This window comes from Chitinophaga eiseniae, from assembly GCF_012641265.1.
Lineage (GTDB): Bacteria > Bacteroidota > Bacteroidia > Chitinophagales > Chitinophagaceae > Chitinophaga > Chitinophaga eiseniae_A.
On record NZ_JABAHZ010000006.1, the window covers coordinates 433,665 to 449,754 of the forward strand.

General features: G+C 46.2%; 12 protein-coding genes. 5 read left to right on the top strand and 7 right to left on the bottom strand.

The features are described 5' to 3' along the window. Positions 1 to 155: 155 nt before the first annotated feature. From HGH91_RS23935 to HGH91_RS23945, 3 genes are read right to left on the bottom strand one after another with little or no spacing between them, the layout of a single operon-like run. A complete protein-coding gene (locus tag HGH91_RS23935; RefSeq protein WP_168741357.1) occupies positions 156 to 719 on the bottom strand; it encodes a hypothetical protein in 564 nt (187 codons plus the stop codon). Positions 720 to 741: 22 nt separating this feature from the next. Further along, on the bottom strand, positions 742 to 1,560 hold the full coding sequence (gene murQ / locus HGH91_RS23940; protein ID WP_168741358.1) for an N-acetylmuramic acid 6-phosphate etherase: 819 nt from the start codon (positions 1,558 to 1,560) through the stop codon (positions 742 to 744). A gap of 19 nt (positions 1,561 to 1,579) precedes the next feature. Next, complete coding sequence (locus tag HGH91_RS23945) at positions 1,580 to 2,428, bottom strand: BadF/BadG/BcrA/BcrD ATPase family protein (protein WP_168741360.1); 849 nt, start codon at positions 2,426 to 2,428, stop codon at positions 1,580 to 1,582. A gap of 215 nt (positions 2,429 to 2,643) precedes the next feature. Here HGH91_RS23945 and HGH91_RS23950 point away from each other — a divergent pair, with 215 nt between their 5' ends. After that, positions 2,644 to 4,251, top strand: a complete 1,608-nt coding sequence (locus HGH91_RS23950; RefSeq protein WP_247651829.1) for a S41 family peptidase — start codon at positions 2,644 to 2,646, stop codon at positions 4,249 to 4,251. Positions 4,252 to 4,414: 163 nt separating this feature from the next. On the opposite strand, the gene HGH91_RS23955 is transcribed toward HGH91_RS23950, so the two are convergent. Next, entirely contained in the window at positions 4,415 to 6,535 is a 2,121-nt protein-coding gene (locus HGH91_RS23955) for a carboxy terminal-processing peptidase (RefSeq protein ID WP_168741362.1), read from the bottom strand. A gap of 208 nt (positions 6,536 to 6,743) precedes the next feature. Further along, on the bottom strand, positions 6,744 to 7,973 hold the full coding sequence (locus tag HGH91_RS23960) for a PQQ-dependent sugar dehydrogenase (RefSeq protein ID WP_211092400.1): 1,230 nt from the start codon (positions 7,971 to 7,973) through the stop codon (positions 6,744 to 6,746). Positions 7,974 to 8,064: 91 nt separating this feature from the next. Between HGH91_RS23960 and HGH91_RS23965 the strand changes: the two genes are divergently transcribed. Continuing rightward, a complete protein-coding gene (locus tag HGH91_RS23965; RefSeq protein ID WP_168741491.1) occupies positions 8,065 to 9,312 on the top strand; it encodes an MFS transporter in 1,248 nt (415 codons plus the stop codon). A 36-nt stretch (positions 9,313 to 9,348) separates the two neighbouring features. Here the strand turns inward: HGH91_RS23965 and HGH91_RS23970 are convergent, their stop codons facing one another. Beyond that, the gene (locus HGH91_RS23970; RefSeq protein WP_168741364.1) at positions 9,349 to 9,843 is read right to left on the bottom strand and encodes a YkgJ family cysteine cluster protein; all 495 of its coding nucleotides are present in this window, start codon (positions 9,841 to 9,843) and stop codon (positions 9,349 to 9,351) included. A gap of 164 nt (positions 9,844 to 10,007) precedes the next feature. Here HGH91_RS23970 and gcvP point away from each other — a divergent pair, with 164 nt between their 5' ends. Then, positions 10,008 to 12,875 (top strand): aminomethyl-transferring glycine dehydrogenase, encoded by a 2,868-nt coding sequence (gene gcvP, locus HGH91_RS23975; RefSeq protein WP_168741366.1) that lies wholly within the window; start codon positions 10,008 to 10,010, stop codon positions 12,873 to 12,875. A 74-nt stretch (positions 12,876 to 12,949) separates the two neighbouring features. Here the strand turns inward: gcvP and HGH91_RS23980 are convergent, their stop codons facing one another. Next, entirely contained in the window at positions 12,950 to 14,203 is a 1,254-nt protein-coding gene (locus HGH91_RS23980; protein WP_168741368.1) for an ectonucleotide pyrophosphatase/phosphodiesterase, read from the bottom strand. A gap of 313 nt (positions 14,204 to 14,516) precedes the next feature. Here HGH91_RS23980 and HGH91_RS23985 point away from each other — a divergent pair, with 313 nt between their 5' ends. Together HGH91_RS23985 and HGH91_RS23990 are read left to right on the top strand one after the other, a co-directional pair. Beyond that, on the top strand, positions 14,517 to 15,029 hold the full coding sequence (locus HGH91_RS23985) for a hypothetical protein (protein WP_168741370.1): 513 nt from the start codon (positions 14,517 to 14,519) through the stop codon (positions 15,027 to 15,029). Between the two features lie 497 nt (positions 15,030 to 15,526). Beyond that, on the top strand, positions 15,527 to 16,021 hold the full coding sequence (locus tag HGH91_RS23990) for a hypothetical protein (RefSeq protein WP_168741371.1): 495 nt from the start codon (positions 15,527 to 15,529) through the stop codon (positions 16,019 to 16,021). Positions 16,022 to 16,090 lie beyond the last annotated feature (69 nt).

Genomic DNA, 16,090 nt, shown 5'->3' on the forward strand with positions numbered 1-16,090 from the left:
ATGATTGAAATGTCGGGCAAATTTAACGCAGGAAAAATAAAAACCAAATGATATTTATCAGGTTTTCATACGAATAAACTAATGTTAATATGCATAACAAGATGATTTACATATATTCACGCATAATATCTTTCATTTTGTAATGAAAATTAATATTATTCCAGGCGTTTCAACATGATATTGTCCACCATATTAAACAGGTGCATTGGCTGATAGGTTCGCCATTTATCGTCGTCGATCAGGTGGACGTAATGATCCAGGTGTGCCTGTTCAAACTCAGCACGGGTCTGCGATGGCATGTTCAGGCTTACGATCCAGCCCCCCTCGTCACGGATGTCTTCCCACCATTCTTCGTAGTAACAATCATCGGAAGAATGGAAGTTCATCACGTTTTCAGTAATGAGTATAAACTTGGTTATCCCTTGTGCAATAAGCGTATCAATAATATTGCGCTTCATGGTCATAATATCATTGTCTACCGCATCATTCCATTCTCCCAATAATTCTATGATGGTAAAATTGAACTGGTAATCGGTAAACAGGATTTTCATATAGAGATTCCGGGAGCCAAATTCATCCCATTGCGGGTGTATATAATAATTATATACTGCATTGGAATATTCAAACTCGCTATACTCCCGCCCATAGAAAGGCGAATACTCATCTTCTTCCGCGGTGTACAAATGCCGCCAATTATAGTATGGTTCTATGTCGTGCATACCTGGGTTATCTGTATAAAGGTCATTTTTTCACAAAATCATCTACTGCTTTTTTCACGCTGCCAGCCTTGAGTAACAGCTCCTGGGCCTGGTTATAGTCGGTGAGTGATAGCTGTTCCATCAGCATTTTTACGCCACGGTCTACCAGCTTTTCGTTGCTGAGCTGCATATTCACCATCTTGTTATCTTCAACCCTGCCCAATTGTATCATCACGGCAGTAGAAATCATATTCAATACCAGTTTTTGCGCCGTACCGCTTTTCAGGCGGGTACTACCGGTTACAAACTCAGGGCCCACCACTACTTCCACCGGGAAGTCTGCTGCCGCTGAAACCGGCGTATCGGGGTTACAGCTGATGCTGCCGGTTACAATACCATGGCCGCGGCATTCATCCAGCGCGCCAATCACATAAGGCGTAGTACCACTGGCTGCAATACCTACCACCACATCTTTGTCAGTAATATTATACGCTTGTAAGTCAGCCCAACCCTGCTGCCTGTCGTCTTCTGCAAATTCCACTGCCTTGCGGATGGCACTGTCGCCGCCTGCAATGAGCCCTACTACCAGTCCCTGGGGCACGCCAAAGGTAGGCGGGCATTCCGACGCATCTACTACTCCCAGGCGGCCGCTGGTACCTGCGCCTAAATAAAACAAACGGCCACCGGCCAGCATTTTATCGGCAATGGCAGTGACCAGCTTTTCAATCTGGGGAATACACTTCTCCACTGCCAACGGAACGGTCTGATCTTCCTTGTTCATATTCACCAGCAATTCGGTCACGCTCATTTTCTCGAGGTGGCGGTAATGGGAAGCCTGTTCCGTTACTTTAATAAATGACATATTGATAACTTGAAAATGATTAACGATGATACTCCAGCAATCCGTCCATAGGCGTACGCAATACCTTGCCCATGGGCAATTCATATAGTTCGCATAACTCTGTCAGGATGTCGCGGAAAGTCCAGGCTACCCCACCGGTAAAATGCAGGGAGGTGGTCCAGCTTTCCCGGTATTTATAAATATGATTAAAGAAGAAGTCGTTTAAACCATCTTCCAGGATATTTTCAATCATGAAATGCTGGCGGTTTTCCGAGAGAAACGTCGTAAACCCGGCCAGGTAGCGGTTGGCTAACGGTTTACGATATACGTTTTCCAATATTTCATCTTTATTGGTATTGTATTTATATTCAAAGCGGGCGTGCAGGTCTTCATCAAAACTGTTGTAGAGGTAGTACTGCAACACTTTTCTGCCCAGGTAAGCTCCGCTGCCTTCGTCGCCCAGGATGTATCCCAGGCCGGGATTATTCTTTACAATCTCCTTACCATCATAATAACAGGAATTGGAACCAGTACCCAAAATACTGACTACGCCTTCTTCCCGTCCGCAAAGTGAGCGGGCAGCCCCCATCAGATCGTGCTGTACCTCTGCTTCGGCCTGTGGCCAAACGGCCCTGATAGCATCGGTGACCAATTGCAGATTCTTTGGCTGGGATAGACCGGTGCCATAAAAATAAACGGCTGTTACCTGGCTATTGGCGGGCAATTGCGGCTGCAGCTCTGTTGCCAGGATAGCCCTGATTTGCTCTGCTGACTGAAAATAGGGGCTTACCCCCTGCGTTTTCAATATAATTGGTTCACCGGCGCCCAAAACGCCCCATTCCGTCTTCGTAGATCCACTATCTGCTATCAGCTTTATTCCAGTGCCCATATCTGGTAATTTATGAAATTAAAGAATCCTAAAAGTTTGCACCTGATTTATGCTATTTTTGTCACAATTTAAACAAAAGGGCATCATATAAGCAAATAGGCCTTTTAAGTTTAAATGATGATGATTCATGTGTGCGGCAGGCGGCTTTCCGCCAGGTCTTTACACCACATGTCTAAAGATTGGTCATATAAAATTAGCGGGATAATAATCTGATTATGTCTAACAGGAAGTTGAATGTTTTTTTACCTCTGCTCTTTGCGGTTGTACTAGCCCTGGGAATGTTTCTCGGGCATAAAATGCCGGGATCGAACAATGGAGGAGCCACCGTATTCTTTGCCAAGCCCAGTAAAGGGCCCCTGCAGGAGGTAATGGATCTGATCAAAGCCAAATATGTTGATTCACTCAATACCGATGACTTGCAACAGGAAGCTATCGACGGCCTGTTGAGCCACCTCGATCCCCACTCGATTTATATTCCGCCTTCAGAACTGCAACGGGTTAATGAAGACATGGAGGGCAATTTCGAAGGCATAGGGGTAGAATTCAACATCACCGCCGATACGGTAAACGTAGTAAGCGTATTGAGTGGTGGTCCTTCTGAAACCGCAGGCGTACAAACCGGCGATAAGATCCTCAAGGTAAATGACAGCCTGGTAGCGGGTAACAATATTACGCCAGACAGAATCCGCAAGCTCCTGCGCGGACCGGCCGGTTCCCTGGTAAATACCGTGATCCTGCGCCAGCAAAAGAAAATCCAGGTTCCTATCAAAAGAGGCGTTATTCCTTTATATAGTGTAGACGCCAGTTACATGGCGGCTCCGGGTGTGGGCTACATCAAGATCAGTAAGTTTTCCGCCACTACCTACGACGAATTCATGAAAGCGATCCGCGTACTGGATAAACAGGGCATGAAAAAACTGATCATCGACCTCCGGCAAAACCCGGGCGGTTACCTGGATGCAGCTACCCGCATTGCCGATGAGTTACTGGGAGATGATAAACTCATTGTATACACCAAGGGGAAAGATTTTCCACGTACCGACTATAAAACCAAACGCCCTGGTATGTTTGAAAAAGGCTCCCTGGCTGTGTTAACCGATGAAGGCTCTGCCTCCGCCAGCGAAATCCTTTCCGGTGCCATACAGGACTGGGACCGTGGCACTATTATCGGTCGCCGCACCTTTGGTAAAGGCCTGGTACAGGAACAATATGACCTCGACAACGGCGGCGCCCTGCGCCTTACCGTGGCCCGCTATTATATTCCTTCCGGCAGAAGCATACAAAAACCTTATGGTAAGGGACATGATGATTATGATGAAGATATCGCCGAACGTTATCATCATGGAGAACTGGTGAATAAAGACAGTATCAAAATCACAGATACTGTGATATACAAAACGGCAGCCGGTCGCACAGTATATGGTGGTGGTGGTATTACTCCGGATATCTTTATTCCGTTTGACACCTCCCGCTTTACTCCCACTTTAACGGCTATCTATACCCGTAACACCTTCAGCAATTTTGCTTACCAGTACTACACTTCACATAGAGACGCATTTAAATCTTATAAGAATGCGGAAGATTTCATCAAATCCTACCAACCAGGTGCCGATTTATTCAATGAGTTCAGGGAATATGCGAAGAAAGACAGCGTTCCGGGTATGGACCATCTCGGCCCCCGCGATGAAAAAGAAATTCACCAGCGATTAAAAGCCATGCTGGCCCGTCAGCTATACAGAACGGAAGGCTTCTATGAAGCGATCAATGCAGACGATCCGATGATGAAAAAGGCGCTGGAAGTAGTAGAAAAAGAGAAAGATTAACCTGGTTCAGAAAGATAAAAAAAGCCCCCGTTCTGTTAATCAGAACGGGGGCTTTTTTATGCCAGGCCAGCCGGCTACATAATGGCTACCCGGTATAAAAAATAAGCCCGTCCGTAGACGGGCTCACTTTTATGTTGTTTTATACTTACTGTTGAAGGAATGCTTACTGATTCTTACGTTGCATTTTTGGCAGCGATTGTACAATCAGGTCGTTCATTACATTTACTGCTTCATCGAGATAGATATCTTTGGTTCTTACCTTGAGCCAGTCTTTGTTACGGGCTATCTTGGAAGAGTCGCTACCAAATTTCTCCATATCAGATTTGATATTGATGATGTTCAGTTCTTTCACTTTATCGTTTACCGCATCGTATTTTTTCAGTGCGGCAGTGTTAGACTTCTGTTCTGATTTATAGGTCTGCAGATTCAGTGAATAAGTCTCCTGTTTTTCCAGTTTCTTCAGTGTGTTCAGGTTTTCGTTGAGCAGCTTAAAGGCAGGGCTGGTGGCCATTCTTTTTTCACTGTTTCTTTTCAGAGATTCTGCATTCACCGGGTTGTACCAGGCGTTGAAATTAGCGCGGGGAATTTCGTCCCAAACCAGGGCATCAGAATCTTTGCGTTCTGCAATTTCGTAGTAAGGATCTGGTAACACGATATCAGAAGCAACGCCTTTCAGCTGGGTAGAACCACCGTTGGCACGGTAGAACTTCTGCTGGGTGAGCTTCAGGGCGCCCAGGCTGCCACCGTCTTTCACCGGATAGAAATCATCCAGGTTGAAGAGGCGCTGTACGGTGCCCTTACCAAAGGTTTGGGTACTGCCAATGATCACCGCGCGTTTATAGTCCTGCATTGCAGCGGCCATAATTTCGGAGGCAGAGGCGCTGTATTCGTTTACCATAATAGCCAGCGGGCCATCGTATTGTACGTTTTTATCGCGGTCGCGCAGTACCACTGCATCACCGCCACGGGAACGCACCTGTACTACCGGGCCTTCGGGGATGAAGAGACCGGCCATTTGTACCACGTCCTGTAAAGATCCACCGCCATTGAAACGGAGGTCGAGGATGATACCTTCTACTTTTTCTGCTTTCAGTTTAGCCACTTCTTTCGCTACGTCATCGGCACTGCGGGCGCCGTTGCGGTCGTTGAAGTCGGCATAGAATTCCGGCAGGTAGATATAACCGATTTTATGCTGACCGTTGATGATAGCGGATTTGGCAAAAGTTTCCTCTGTAACAATTTCATCCCGGATGATGGTAATGTCTTTTACGGTACCATCGGCACTTTTCACAGTGAGTTTTACCGGCGTACCTTTTTTACCGCGGATCAGTTTTACAGCGTCTTCCACAGGATAACCGGTAATGTCTACTGGTTCTGCATTTCCCTGGGCTACTTTCTGGATCACATCGTTGGCTTTCAGTTGTCCCTGCTTCCAGCTGGGACTACCGGTTACGATGCTTACTACCCTGATTTTATCACCTTCTTCTTTCAGTTGTGCACCGATACCAAAGAATTTACCGGCCATTTGTTCTTCGAACGCGCGTTTTTCATCGGGCGGGAAGTAGTCGGTATGCGGGTCCATCGTAGTAGTGATCGCATTTACGTACAGGTTGAAGCGATCGTTATCGTTCTGCCGGGTCTTTAAACGGTCGAAGTAGCGATCATACAGTTGTTTCACTTTTACGCGTGCTTCTGCTTCCAGTTCTGTATCTGTTTTTACTTTAACGCTGTCTTTCCCTTTATCTTTCTCCCTCATTTCCTGGAGGTCGGTGAGTTTTTCGAGGGTACGATATTTCAGCACTTTGCGCCAGGCTTCCTTCCGTGCTTTTTCGTCGGCCGGGTAGTCGATTTTATCGGGGTCGAGGGTTACTTTCTCATCCACTGTAAAATCGAAGGGTTGGGCAAGAATTTCCGGGTAGATAGCGGCTGCTTCTGCCACGCGTTGTTTAATTAATGTATTGATACTGCGGAAACAATCGATGGGGGCTCCTTTGAGCTCATCGTCGATATGCGTGGATAAGGGCAACAGTTTTTCCACATCTGATTTGAGGAAAAACTTCTTTTCCGTGTCCAGGCTACGCAGGTATTTATTAAAAACTTCGGTGGAGAATTTATCATCTATTGCTTTCGGTTGGTAGTGCCCTTCTTTCAGCATCTGGCCTACCAGGTTCATAATCACTTCATAACGTCCGGGGGGATCGTCAGTATGTCCGAGCTTATTAAAGGCCAACACCCCTGCGGAGATGCTAAGCAGCACAACCGGTATAATCACTTTCAGTCTCATATGTATCTCAATTGAACTTAAATGTTGTCAAATCAAATATAAAATAAAATCACCCTTTGCCTGAGTAATTTATTTCCTTTTAACAAAAAATTGGGCCAAACGGGCGCGGGGCCAGATATGCGGCTCTCCGCGGCCTGCTGGTGGCGGGTTTAAACTACGCCTACGCCGGGTATTGAACGATAAAGGTACCTGAAATGTTGGGCAGTCCCTAGGCTTTTACCAACTTATAGATGGCGCCCTGGAAACCATTTCTCCCCGAAATACTGGTCAGCATATACAATTCTCCCTGTTCATCCTCTCCCCAGCTGAGGATCTGCATATTTTCGGCCGGACGGCCTACCAGGTCGAGGTTAGCACGTTGCCAGCTTTTCCCCTGGGGAACCAATACAAAGGATTTCCCGTTGTAATCGCCAAAAACGTAGGCTCCTTTCAGTGCCGGGATCATATTGCCCCGGTATACGTAGCCACCGGTGACACTTATCCCCAGATCGTGGCTATATTCATGAATAGGCGCTATCAGACCGGATTTATTGGCGCCGGCAGGCACCTGGTAATCGTGTAGGCCTTCCATGATGCGCCAGCCATAGTTACCTCCCCGGATAATGATGTCCACCTCTTCATACTTATCTTGTCCTACATCTGCAACGAAGAGCATTTTACTTTTCCTGTCGAACGAAAAACGCCAGGGATTGCGTAACCCGTAGGCCCATATCTCACCCCTGGCGCCCGGATGATTCACAAAAGGGTTATCGGGTGGGACCGCGTAGGGCTTACCATTTACATTAATCCGTAATATCTTTCCCAGTAAAGTCGACAGGTCCTGGCCATTGCCTGTAGTACCATGCCTATCTCCGCCACCTCCGCCGTCGCCCAGGCCGATATAGAGATAACCATCGGGACCAAACTGGAGCTGACCACCATTGTGGTTGGATTCCGGTTCATCTATCTCCATCACTATCCGCCGGGAAGCCGGGTCGGCCACATTGGGATTGGTAGCACTGGCGGTGAATTCCACCAGGCGGCTGGTATGATTATATCCCCTTTTCGCCGACGGCGCACTGTAATACACATAAAACTTATGGTTAGTGCGGAATTCAGGATGGAAGGCCATTCCCAGCAGCCCTCTTTCATCATACCCCGGGTTGATATTTACCAGTTCCCGGCTTACATCGAGAAAAGGAGCCGGTAGCAGCTTGTTTTGCTGTACAATCCACACTTTTCCTTCTTTCTGACAAAAGAATAGCCTTCCAGAGCCATCTCCCGGTACTGCCATGTTTACGGGAGATATAAAAGCATCGGTGACCAGCTGGAGTTTCGCTTTATATACCGGGGCATCGGTGTGTTTACCCGCCTTTTCGTTGGGGGCGTTGTTTGCGCAAGCCGCCTGGACAAGCAATACCGGCAATAATGTCCGTAACATCCGGGGAAATAGCTTCATAGCATGCCGTATTAGTGCAGAATAAATATAGTGAAGAAAGCAGAAAGCTTTATGTGTATCTTCGCAGGCAAAATACGACAGCTTGGACACGATGGCACCGAAAAAGAATGACCCTTACGCATCGTTGCGGTTCCCTGAATTCAATTATTATCTTGTTATCCGCTTTGCAATTGTATTTGCATTAGCCATGCAATTTGCCATTATAGAGTGGAAAGTATATGAGATTTCCAAAGATCCTTTTTCATTGGGATTGATTGGTTTGTCGGAAGTGATACCCGCTGTGCTGCTGGCACCTTTTGCCGGTCACCTGGTAGATAAGCGGGAGAAGCGGGGAATGTTGATGAAATGTATCATTGCCTATGTGTTTATTAGTTCCGGGTTGTTCCTCCTCACCTGGGATCGTGCCGTAGCCGGCATTTCCAAAGAATGGGTACTGAATCTGATTTATGCACTGGTTTTCCTCGGTGGTATTATCAGGGCTTTTACAAGTCCGGCCAATTTCACTTTACTTTCTTTGCTGGTACCGCGTGAACTATACGCTAATGCTTCTACCTGGAGCAGCTCGGCCTGGCAGATCGGCGGTGTGCTGGGGCCTGCGCTGGGTGGACTTTTCATACACTGGTTTGGCGTACACTGGTCGATGCTGATCGTCGTTTTCATGTTGTTTCCGCCTTTATTCAGCATCATAAAAATAGCGCCCAAGCCGGTTTACTACCAGGCCAAGGGCGAGGGTTTCCTGGACGGATTGACGAAGGGAATGCGGTTCGTGTGGAAAACCAAGGTGGTATTGAATGCCATGGCATTGGACATGTTTGCCGTATTGTTTGGAGGGGCAGTGGCCATGTTGCCGGCATTTGCTACAGATGTACTGCATGTAGGTTCTTTCGGGTATGGATTATTGCGTTCGGCGCCGGCCGTAGGTGCGCTGGTGACCATGTTTATCCTGGCACACCGGCCATTGGTGTATAAGCCGGGTATTAAGCTGCTGGCGGCAGTTTTCGGCTTTGGGCTTACCATCATACTCTTTGGTTTATCGAAAAATTTCTACCTGTCTATATTTGCTTTGCTGATCAGCGGTTCGCTGGATGGCATCAGTGTCATTATCCGTCAAACGATCCTGCAATTAAAAACGCCGGATGACATGCGTGGGCGGGTGGCCTCCGTGAGTTCCATGTTTGTGGGCTCCTCGAACGAACTGGGCGCTTTTGAAAGCGGCTTTATGGCCAGAGCTATGGGATTGGTGCCTTCTGTAGTATTTGGGGGCTGTGTTACACTGGGTGTGGTGCTCACCACTTACGTGATATCGCCGGCTATGCGTAAGCTGGACTTAAAAGCATAACAGGCAGCTTTCAGTGTATTACTGAAAGCTGGCATTTTATAAATTCATTTTTTCTTTCAACTTTTCCAACACGTAGTAAACGGCCGGGCACACCGTGCTGTTTTCGTAAGTAATTTTAGGACGTTTGAAGAAGTCATAGCTATCTGTATAGGGATAGTTGCCACAATCGCCGGGGCGTACCTCGTAGATGCTGCAATAGTTATCGGCGCCCAGGAAGGGACAGGGTGTAAATTTCACCACATAATCTTCATCGCTGTCGATCCGGAGATAAGTATCGATAAATTCGCCTTCTTTCATTCCTAAGTGCTTGGAAATGCGGCGGATATCGGGCCCTTTAAAGCGGGGGCTGATGGTTTTACAGCAGTTGCCGCATTGAAGGCAATCAATTTTACTGAATGCTTCGTCATGCAGTTCGGGGAGCATCTTCTCTACTCCTTTTCCACGGCGGGTTTGCAGTTTGGCCAGAAACTGTTTATTTACCTTTTGCTTATCCCGGGCTTTCTGTTCCCAGTCTTCTAGTATTTTGCTCATTTGCCGCAAAGATAAGTAATTAACAGATGGACAAAATTATGACATAGTCTACGTCCGACGGGGTGGCTTTTATCACCGTTTTACCCCGCCCCTGCTGATTGTTTGGCCGTTGTACAAAATCTGCATAGCTTTGCGCATTCTATTTCAAATTACCTGCTTACATCATGAATCTTTTTGATATTCAACAAAATGAATTCGTGCACCGTCACATAGGGCCGAATGAAGAGGAGACCAACCAGATGCTGGAAACCATTGGGGCCTCCAACCTGGACCAGCTGATCAGCAAAACCGTTCCGGGCGCCATCCGTATGCAACAGCCGCTGGCGATTCCTGCTGCAATGAGTGAGAGTGATTACCTCCGTCACCTGAAAGAAGTTTCGCTGAAGAACAAGGTATATCGCAACTATATTGGCCAGGGTTACTTTGATACCATTACCCCGAGTGTTATCCTGCGTAATGTATTTGAAAATCCAGGATGGTATACCCAGTATACTCCTTACCAGGCAGAAATTTCTCAAGGCCGCCTGGAGAGCTTACTAAATTACCAGACGATGGTAGCTGACCTGACCGGTCTGCCAATTGCCAACGCCTCCCTGCTGGATGAAGCCACTGCAGCGGCTGAAGCAATGACCATGTTCTTCAATGCGTTGAACAAAGATCATGATCATGTTACCAGACCTAAGTTTTTTGTAGATAACAACGTATATCCTCAAACACTGGATGTAATTTATACCCGCGCTACACCACTGCAAATTGAAGTGGTAGTAGGCGATTATAAAACAGCCGAATTTGACGCTACTTATTTCGGCGCATTAGTGCAGTATCCTGATAACGTAGGCGCTACTGCCGATTACCGTGCGTTTATTGAGCGTGTACACACTACCGGCGCTTTTGTTGGTGTAGCTACCGACCTGCTGGCACTGACCCTGCTCGCCTCTCCGGGCGAAATGGGTGCTGATGCCGCCTTTGGTTCTGCTCAACGTTTTGGCGTTCCATTGGGTTTTGGGGGGCCGCACGCTGCTTTCTTTGCCGTGAAAGACGAGTTTAAACGTTCCATTCCCGGCCGTATCATTGGTGTGAGCATCGATGCACAGGGCAACCGCGCACTGCGTATGGCACTGCAAACCCGTGAACAGCATATTAAACGTGAAAAAGCTACTTCCAATATCTGTACTGCCCAGGCATTACTGGCTAATATGGCTGCTATGTACGCCGTATACCATGGCCCGGCAGGACTGAAAAATATTGCTACCCGCATTTCCCTGCTCACCAATATATTGGCGCAGAAACTGAAAGCGAAAGGACTGAAACTGGCTGCTGACAACTTCTTTGATACCATTGTAGTGGAAAACGCAGATGTGAAATCTGCCGCAGAAGCGGCTGGTATTAACTTCCGTTATTTTGCTAACGGCAGCGTAGGTATCTCCCTGGATGAAACAGCCACCATTGCAGATGTAAACGATATCCTGCACTTGTTTGGCGCAGGAAAAACAGATGCTGCTGAAATAACAACAGGCGCCATTGGTATTCAAGCCGACTTACAACGTACTTCTGCTTACCTCACGCACCCTGTATTTAACAGCTATCATAGCGAGTCATTGATGATGCGCTACCTGAAAATGCTGGAAAATAAAGATCTTTCCCTGAATACTTCCATGATATCGCTCGGTTCCTGCACCATGAAACTGAATGCAGCTACAGAGATGATTCCTTTAAGCTGGGCACACTGGAGCAAAATGCACCCATTTGCGCCTAAAAACCAGGTAGGTGGTTATTTACAGATGGCTACCGAACTGGGTGAATACCTGAGCAAGATTACCGGCTTTGATGCCTGCAGCCTGCAACCTAATAGTGGTGCGCAAGGCGAGTATGCTGGTTTGCTGGTGATCCGTGCATACCAACAAAGCATTGGCCAGGGACACCGCAATGTGATGCTGATCCCTATCAGTGCACACGGTACCAACCCTGCATCTGCGGTAATGGCAGGATTCAAGGTAGTGATTGTAAAAGCGCTGGAAAACGGTTATATCGATGTAGAAGACCTGAAAGCGAAAGCAGCTACTTACAGCAAAGACCTGGCGGGTATCATGATCACTTACCCCTCTACTTACGGTGTATATGAAGAAAGCGTAAAAGATATCTGTGCTACCATCCACGAACATGGCGGACAAGTATACATGGATGGCGCCAATATGAATGCGCAGGTAGGTTTAACTGCTCCCGGCCTGATTGGTGCGGACGTATGTCACCTGAACCTGCACAAAACATTTGCTATACCTCACGGTGGTGGTGGGCCTGGCATGGGTCCAATCTGTGTGGCCAAACACCTGACTCCGTTCCTGCCTGGTCACGTTAGCCTGAACGATGGTCAAAAATCCAACGCGGTATCTGCTGCACCATTTGGTTCTGCCAGCATCCTGTTGATTTCTTACGCCTACATTCGTATGCTCGGATCCAACGGTGTTAAACAAGCGTCTGAATATGCTATCCTGAATGCCAACTATATGAAGGCAAGACTGGAAAAAGCTTATGATATCCTGTATACAGGCGTTAACGGTACCTGTGCGCACGAGTTTATCGTAGACCTCCGTCCGTTTAAAGCCTCCGCCGGCATAGAAGCAGAAGACGTAGCCAAACGTTTGATGGACTATGGTTTCCACGCTCCTACCATGAGCTTCCCGGTTCCGGGCACTATTATGATTGAGCCTACCGAAAGTGAAGATAAAGGTGAACTGGATCGTTTCTGTGATGCGCTGTTATCTATCCGCGAAGAAATTCGTGCCGTAGAAAACGGTAGTGTGGATAAACAAAACAACGTATTGAAAAATGCGCCACATACACAGCTCCTGATCACTGCCGATGAGTGGACACGTCCATACAGCCGTCAACAGGCAGCCTTCCCGCTGGACTATGTAAAAGCCAATAAATTCTGGCCATCTGTAAGCCGTATCAACAACACCTTCGGCGACAGAAACCTGATATGCACCTGCGAACCTGCCAGTGCTTATGCAGAAGAAGCAGTGAGCATCTAAGCGCTGCGGCCATTAAACATATATAAAAAGGGCGAATCATGGTGATTCGCCCTTTTTATGTGTATACTTTCCTGTTACTTTAGAATAGGTTCCAGTACCTCCAGCTTTCCATCGATAGGCTGGGTAATCTCCAGGCCCAGGATCCGGGCGACTAACGGGTACACCTGTACGTTTTCGAAAGTAGCGATGCGGGTATTGTTCTTGAAGGCGGGTCCCCAGGCCATGAATATGGCATTCATGTTGGTGAGATTATTATCATACCCGTGATGTCCGGGATGTTGCATTTTGCCTGGCTCACCAAATACATAATTCGCTTCCGCTACCAGCACGATGTCGCCAATACGGTTGTAGATATCTTCTTGTCCATAGTGCCACCTGGCGGGTGTTTCCTGCTTCAGATACGCCGTATAATGGTTTTCATTTTTCTTCAGATAATCATATGCTGCTTTTATTTCGGCTTCGTTCTTCCCGTAATACATGACCTTTTCATTGCCCGGCATTTTCTTTAATGGCTCCAATTGTGGGGCATCGGGTATGCTGATGGTATGCACCGTATCTACTTCCAGCATGCCGTGATCGGATACCACGATAAAGTTGACCGGAAGATGAAGTTGATTCACGGCGGCCACCATTTTGCCGATGGCGGCGTCTACAAACTGCACCGCGTTGCGGGTGCTGTCGGAATCGGGACCGTATTTATGGCCCATATGATCTACTTCGGGGAAGTAGAAGGTAATGAGGTGGGGGCGTTGTTCTTCGGGCAGTTGCAGCCAGTTCACTACTGTTTGAATACGTTGGTCGATACCTGTTTTTTCCTGGTATTTGAAATAGTAGGTGGGCCTAACATTTTGTATGGCGCCTTCCGATCCTACCCAGAAGTAGCTGGCGCTAAGCATTTGTTGTTTTTCTGCCAGCACCCACAATGGGATGCCATTATACCAGGTGCCATCTTCTACCGCATCGCGGTTGCCTACTTTATAGATAGCATCTCTTTTACGGTCGTAGAAAAGATTATCTACCAGTCCGTGATGTGCCGGATACAGGCCGGTGACGAGGGAATAGTGATTAGGGAAAGTGAGAGAAGGAAAAGAGGGCTGCATGGCAGTAGCCCGTACTCCATTGCCGGAGAGCTGCAGCAGTTGCGTAGCGTTATATTTTTCAGCGTAGTCATAGCGAAATCCGTCAATAGATATCATGATAACATAAGGCCGGGTTTGTTGCGTAGCGCTGTTTTTCCGTTCCGGTACCGTTAACTGGGTGGTATCCTGCGCCTGGCTGCCTATGTTGATCAGCAACAGGGCGGCGGCGAATAAAAAAATCCTTTTCACTATTGTCGTTTTATTATTAACAGGTTTAAGCTGGGGAGGTATAACAAATGATGGGTCAGATGGATCGCAAATTAGAAAACTATTTTCACTCATAATGACATGGAGAAATTATATATACGTTAACAGGCTTGCAGCGGTCCTAACATCTATTGGTTTCCATTTCTCTCATATATAATAATATTTTAACACAATTTATCACAAAATAGCAATAATCAAGCAAAATCATAATCACTGAATAAAAATTTATATATATAAATTATATTAATTAATTGTTTATCTATATATTAGCCAACTGAAAAACCATTTCAAAACTATGTCTGACTATACCTTTATCACCACAGAGGAACATTTTTTATTACAGGATGCGCTGAAAAAGAACAAGCAACAGTTAACCAAGTTTGCTTTAATTGGTTTTGGTTTATTAATGGTAGCGGCTATCATTCCTCAAATCTATCTATACACACATAACAAACTGGGCGATGCAGACGACTCGCTACTGTCGTTTAAGAATTTCTGGTTCTGGATATGGTTGCTGAGTTTTGTAATAGCATTGATATTTGCCCTGATCAAAGTGACAGATATTCGTTACTGGGCTATTAAAAAAGATCTTACCGCATTACAGAAAGGTATCGTGCAGGCGCCTATGGAAGCTGTTTACCTGGAAAACAATGACACACAAACCAATATTATGATCCTGCTGGAGAATAAGAAAAAACGTTTGTTTTACTGGATGCGTGGCGCATTGGAAGGTTATCGTGCCGGCCAGGAAGTAGAAATTACTTATGCAAGATATTCCCGTGTTATCATCAGCATTAATAAGAAATAATTGATCGTTTTTCACGTGCCGGGTCCTGTGCGTTGGTATACTAACGTACAGGACTATTTTATTTTTTGTTAATCTCTGCCTATCCCTGTATCTTGTATAAGACTGACTTTTATATCCCAAATAATACTTTTGCAAAGTAGACCTATGTTTGTATTTAAAAAAAATGGTGCCTTAAAATGTTTGGCAATTGTATCGCTGTTGGCCATGATCAGCTGTCGAAAAAAAGACAATACCGTTAAACCAGAAGTTCCAAATGACGGCTACCTGATAAAGACCGCGACTTTCACATCCAACTCGCCATATATTCTCAGTATGACCTTTAACTATAACGACAAGTACCAACTGGCATCTGTCGGAATGGGCAACGAAAAAGGGCTCTACGAATCTCACATACACATTATGATGAGAAGGGTAGAATTATCTACAACAGCGGATTTCGTGGGGATAACATCACACCACTTTCTTATGACTCTATTGTATGGGTTGGCCAAAATGCAATGCGCTATACCCGCTGGGTTTCGTATGGCCCAACGATTGACGATACCGCCCATTATGAGTACAATAATGCGGGGCTGCCAATTTCTTGGAGTCGTCCCATCATTTACATTGAGTATATCTATCAAAATGGTGACCTGGTGAAGCGGATTACTACAACGTTTGCCGGCGGGAAAAATATTTTTTCCAAGTCGGAAGCAACTTTCGAATATGACTCCATGCCTAATCCTTTCTATTGGCTATTTCTGAATAACCCATACATTAGCGAACTTTCAGAACGCGCCACCTTTTTAATGTTACCCAGCAAACATAATATCAATAAAATAACAATCAACTACCTCTCCGGAGGAGACCCTTCTTATATCACTGGAATACTCTTTGAAAATAAATACAACACTACTACCCACTTGCTGGAAGAGCAAATTGTGAAATATAAACCTTCAACCAGAGACTCTGTACGATCAAGTACCGTCTTTACGTATACTAAAGTGCAATAACAGACCCCGTAATCATATCATAAACAAAAGCCCTGATTCTTCGCTATCAAAGAATCAGGGCTTTTGTTT

What these genes read in the sequence shown, in the direction of transcription:
- HGH91_RS23985 (WP_168741370.1), top strand. Translation starts at nt 14,517, where the DNA reads ATGTCTGACTATACCTTTATCACCACAGAGGAACATTTTTTATTACAG.
- murQ (WP_168741358.1), bottom strand. Translation starts at nt 1,560, where the DNA reads ATGTCATTTATTAAAGTAACGGAACAGGCTTCCCATTACCGCCACCTC.
- HGH91_RS23970 (WP_168741364.1), bottom strand. Translation starts at nt 9,843, where the DNA reads ATGAGCAAAATACTAGAAGACTGGGAACAGAAAGCCCGGGATAAGCAA.
- HGH91_RS23965 (WP_168741491.1), top strand. Translation starts at nt 8,065, where the DNA reads ATGGCACCGAAAAAGAATGACCCTTACGCATCGTTGCGGTTCCCTGAA.
- HGH91_RS23950 (WP_247651829.1), top strand. Translation starts at nt 2,644, where the DNA reads ATGTCTAACAGGAAGTTGAATGTTTTTTTACCTCTGCTCTTTGCGGTT.
- HGH91_RS23935 (WP_168741357.1), bottom strand. Translation starts at nt 719, where the DNA reads ATGCACGACATAGAACCATACTATAATTGGCGGCATTTGTACACCGCG.
- HGH91_RS23960 (WP_211092400.1), bottom strand. Translation starts at nt 7,973, where the DNA reads ATGAAGCTATTTCCCCGGATGTTACGGACATTATTGCCGGTATTGCTT.
- HGH91_RS23955 (WP_168741362.1), bottom strand. Translation starts at nt 6,535, where the DNA reads ATGAGACTGAAAGTGATTATACCGGTTGTGCTGCTTAGCATCTCCGCA.
- HGH91_RS23990 (WP_168741371.1), top strand. Translation starts at nt 15,527, where the DNA reads ATGCGCTATACCCGCTGGGTTTCGTATGGCCCAACGATTGACGATACC.
- HGH91_RS23945 (WP_168741360.1), bottom strand. Translation starts at nt 2,428, where the DNA reads ATGGGCACTGGAATAAAGCTGATAGCAGATAGTGGATCTACGAAGACG.
- gcvP (WP_168741366.1), top strand. Translation starts at nt 10,008, where the DNA reads ATGAATCTTTTTGATATTCAACAAAATGAATTCGTGCACCGTCACATA.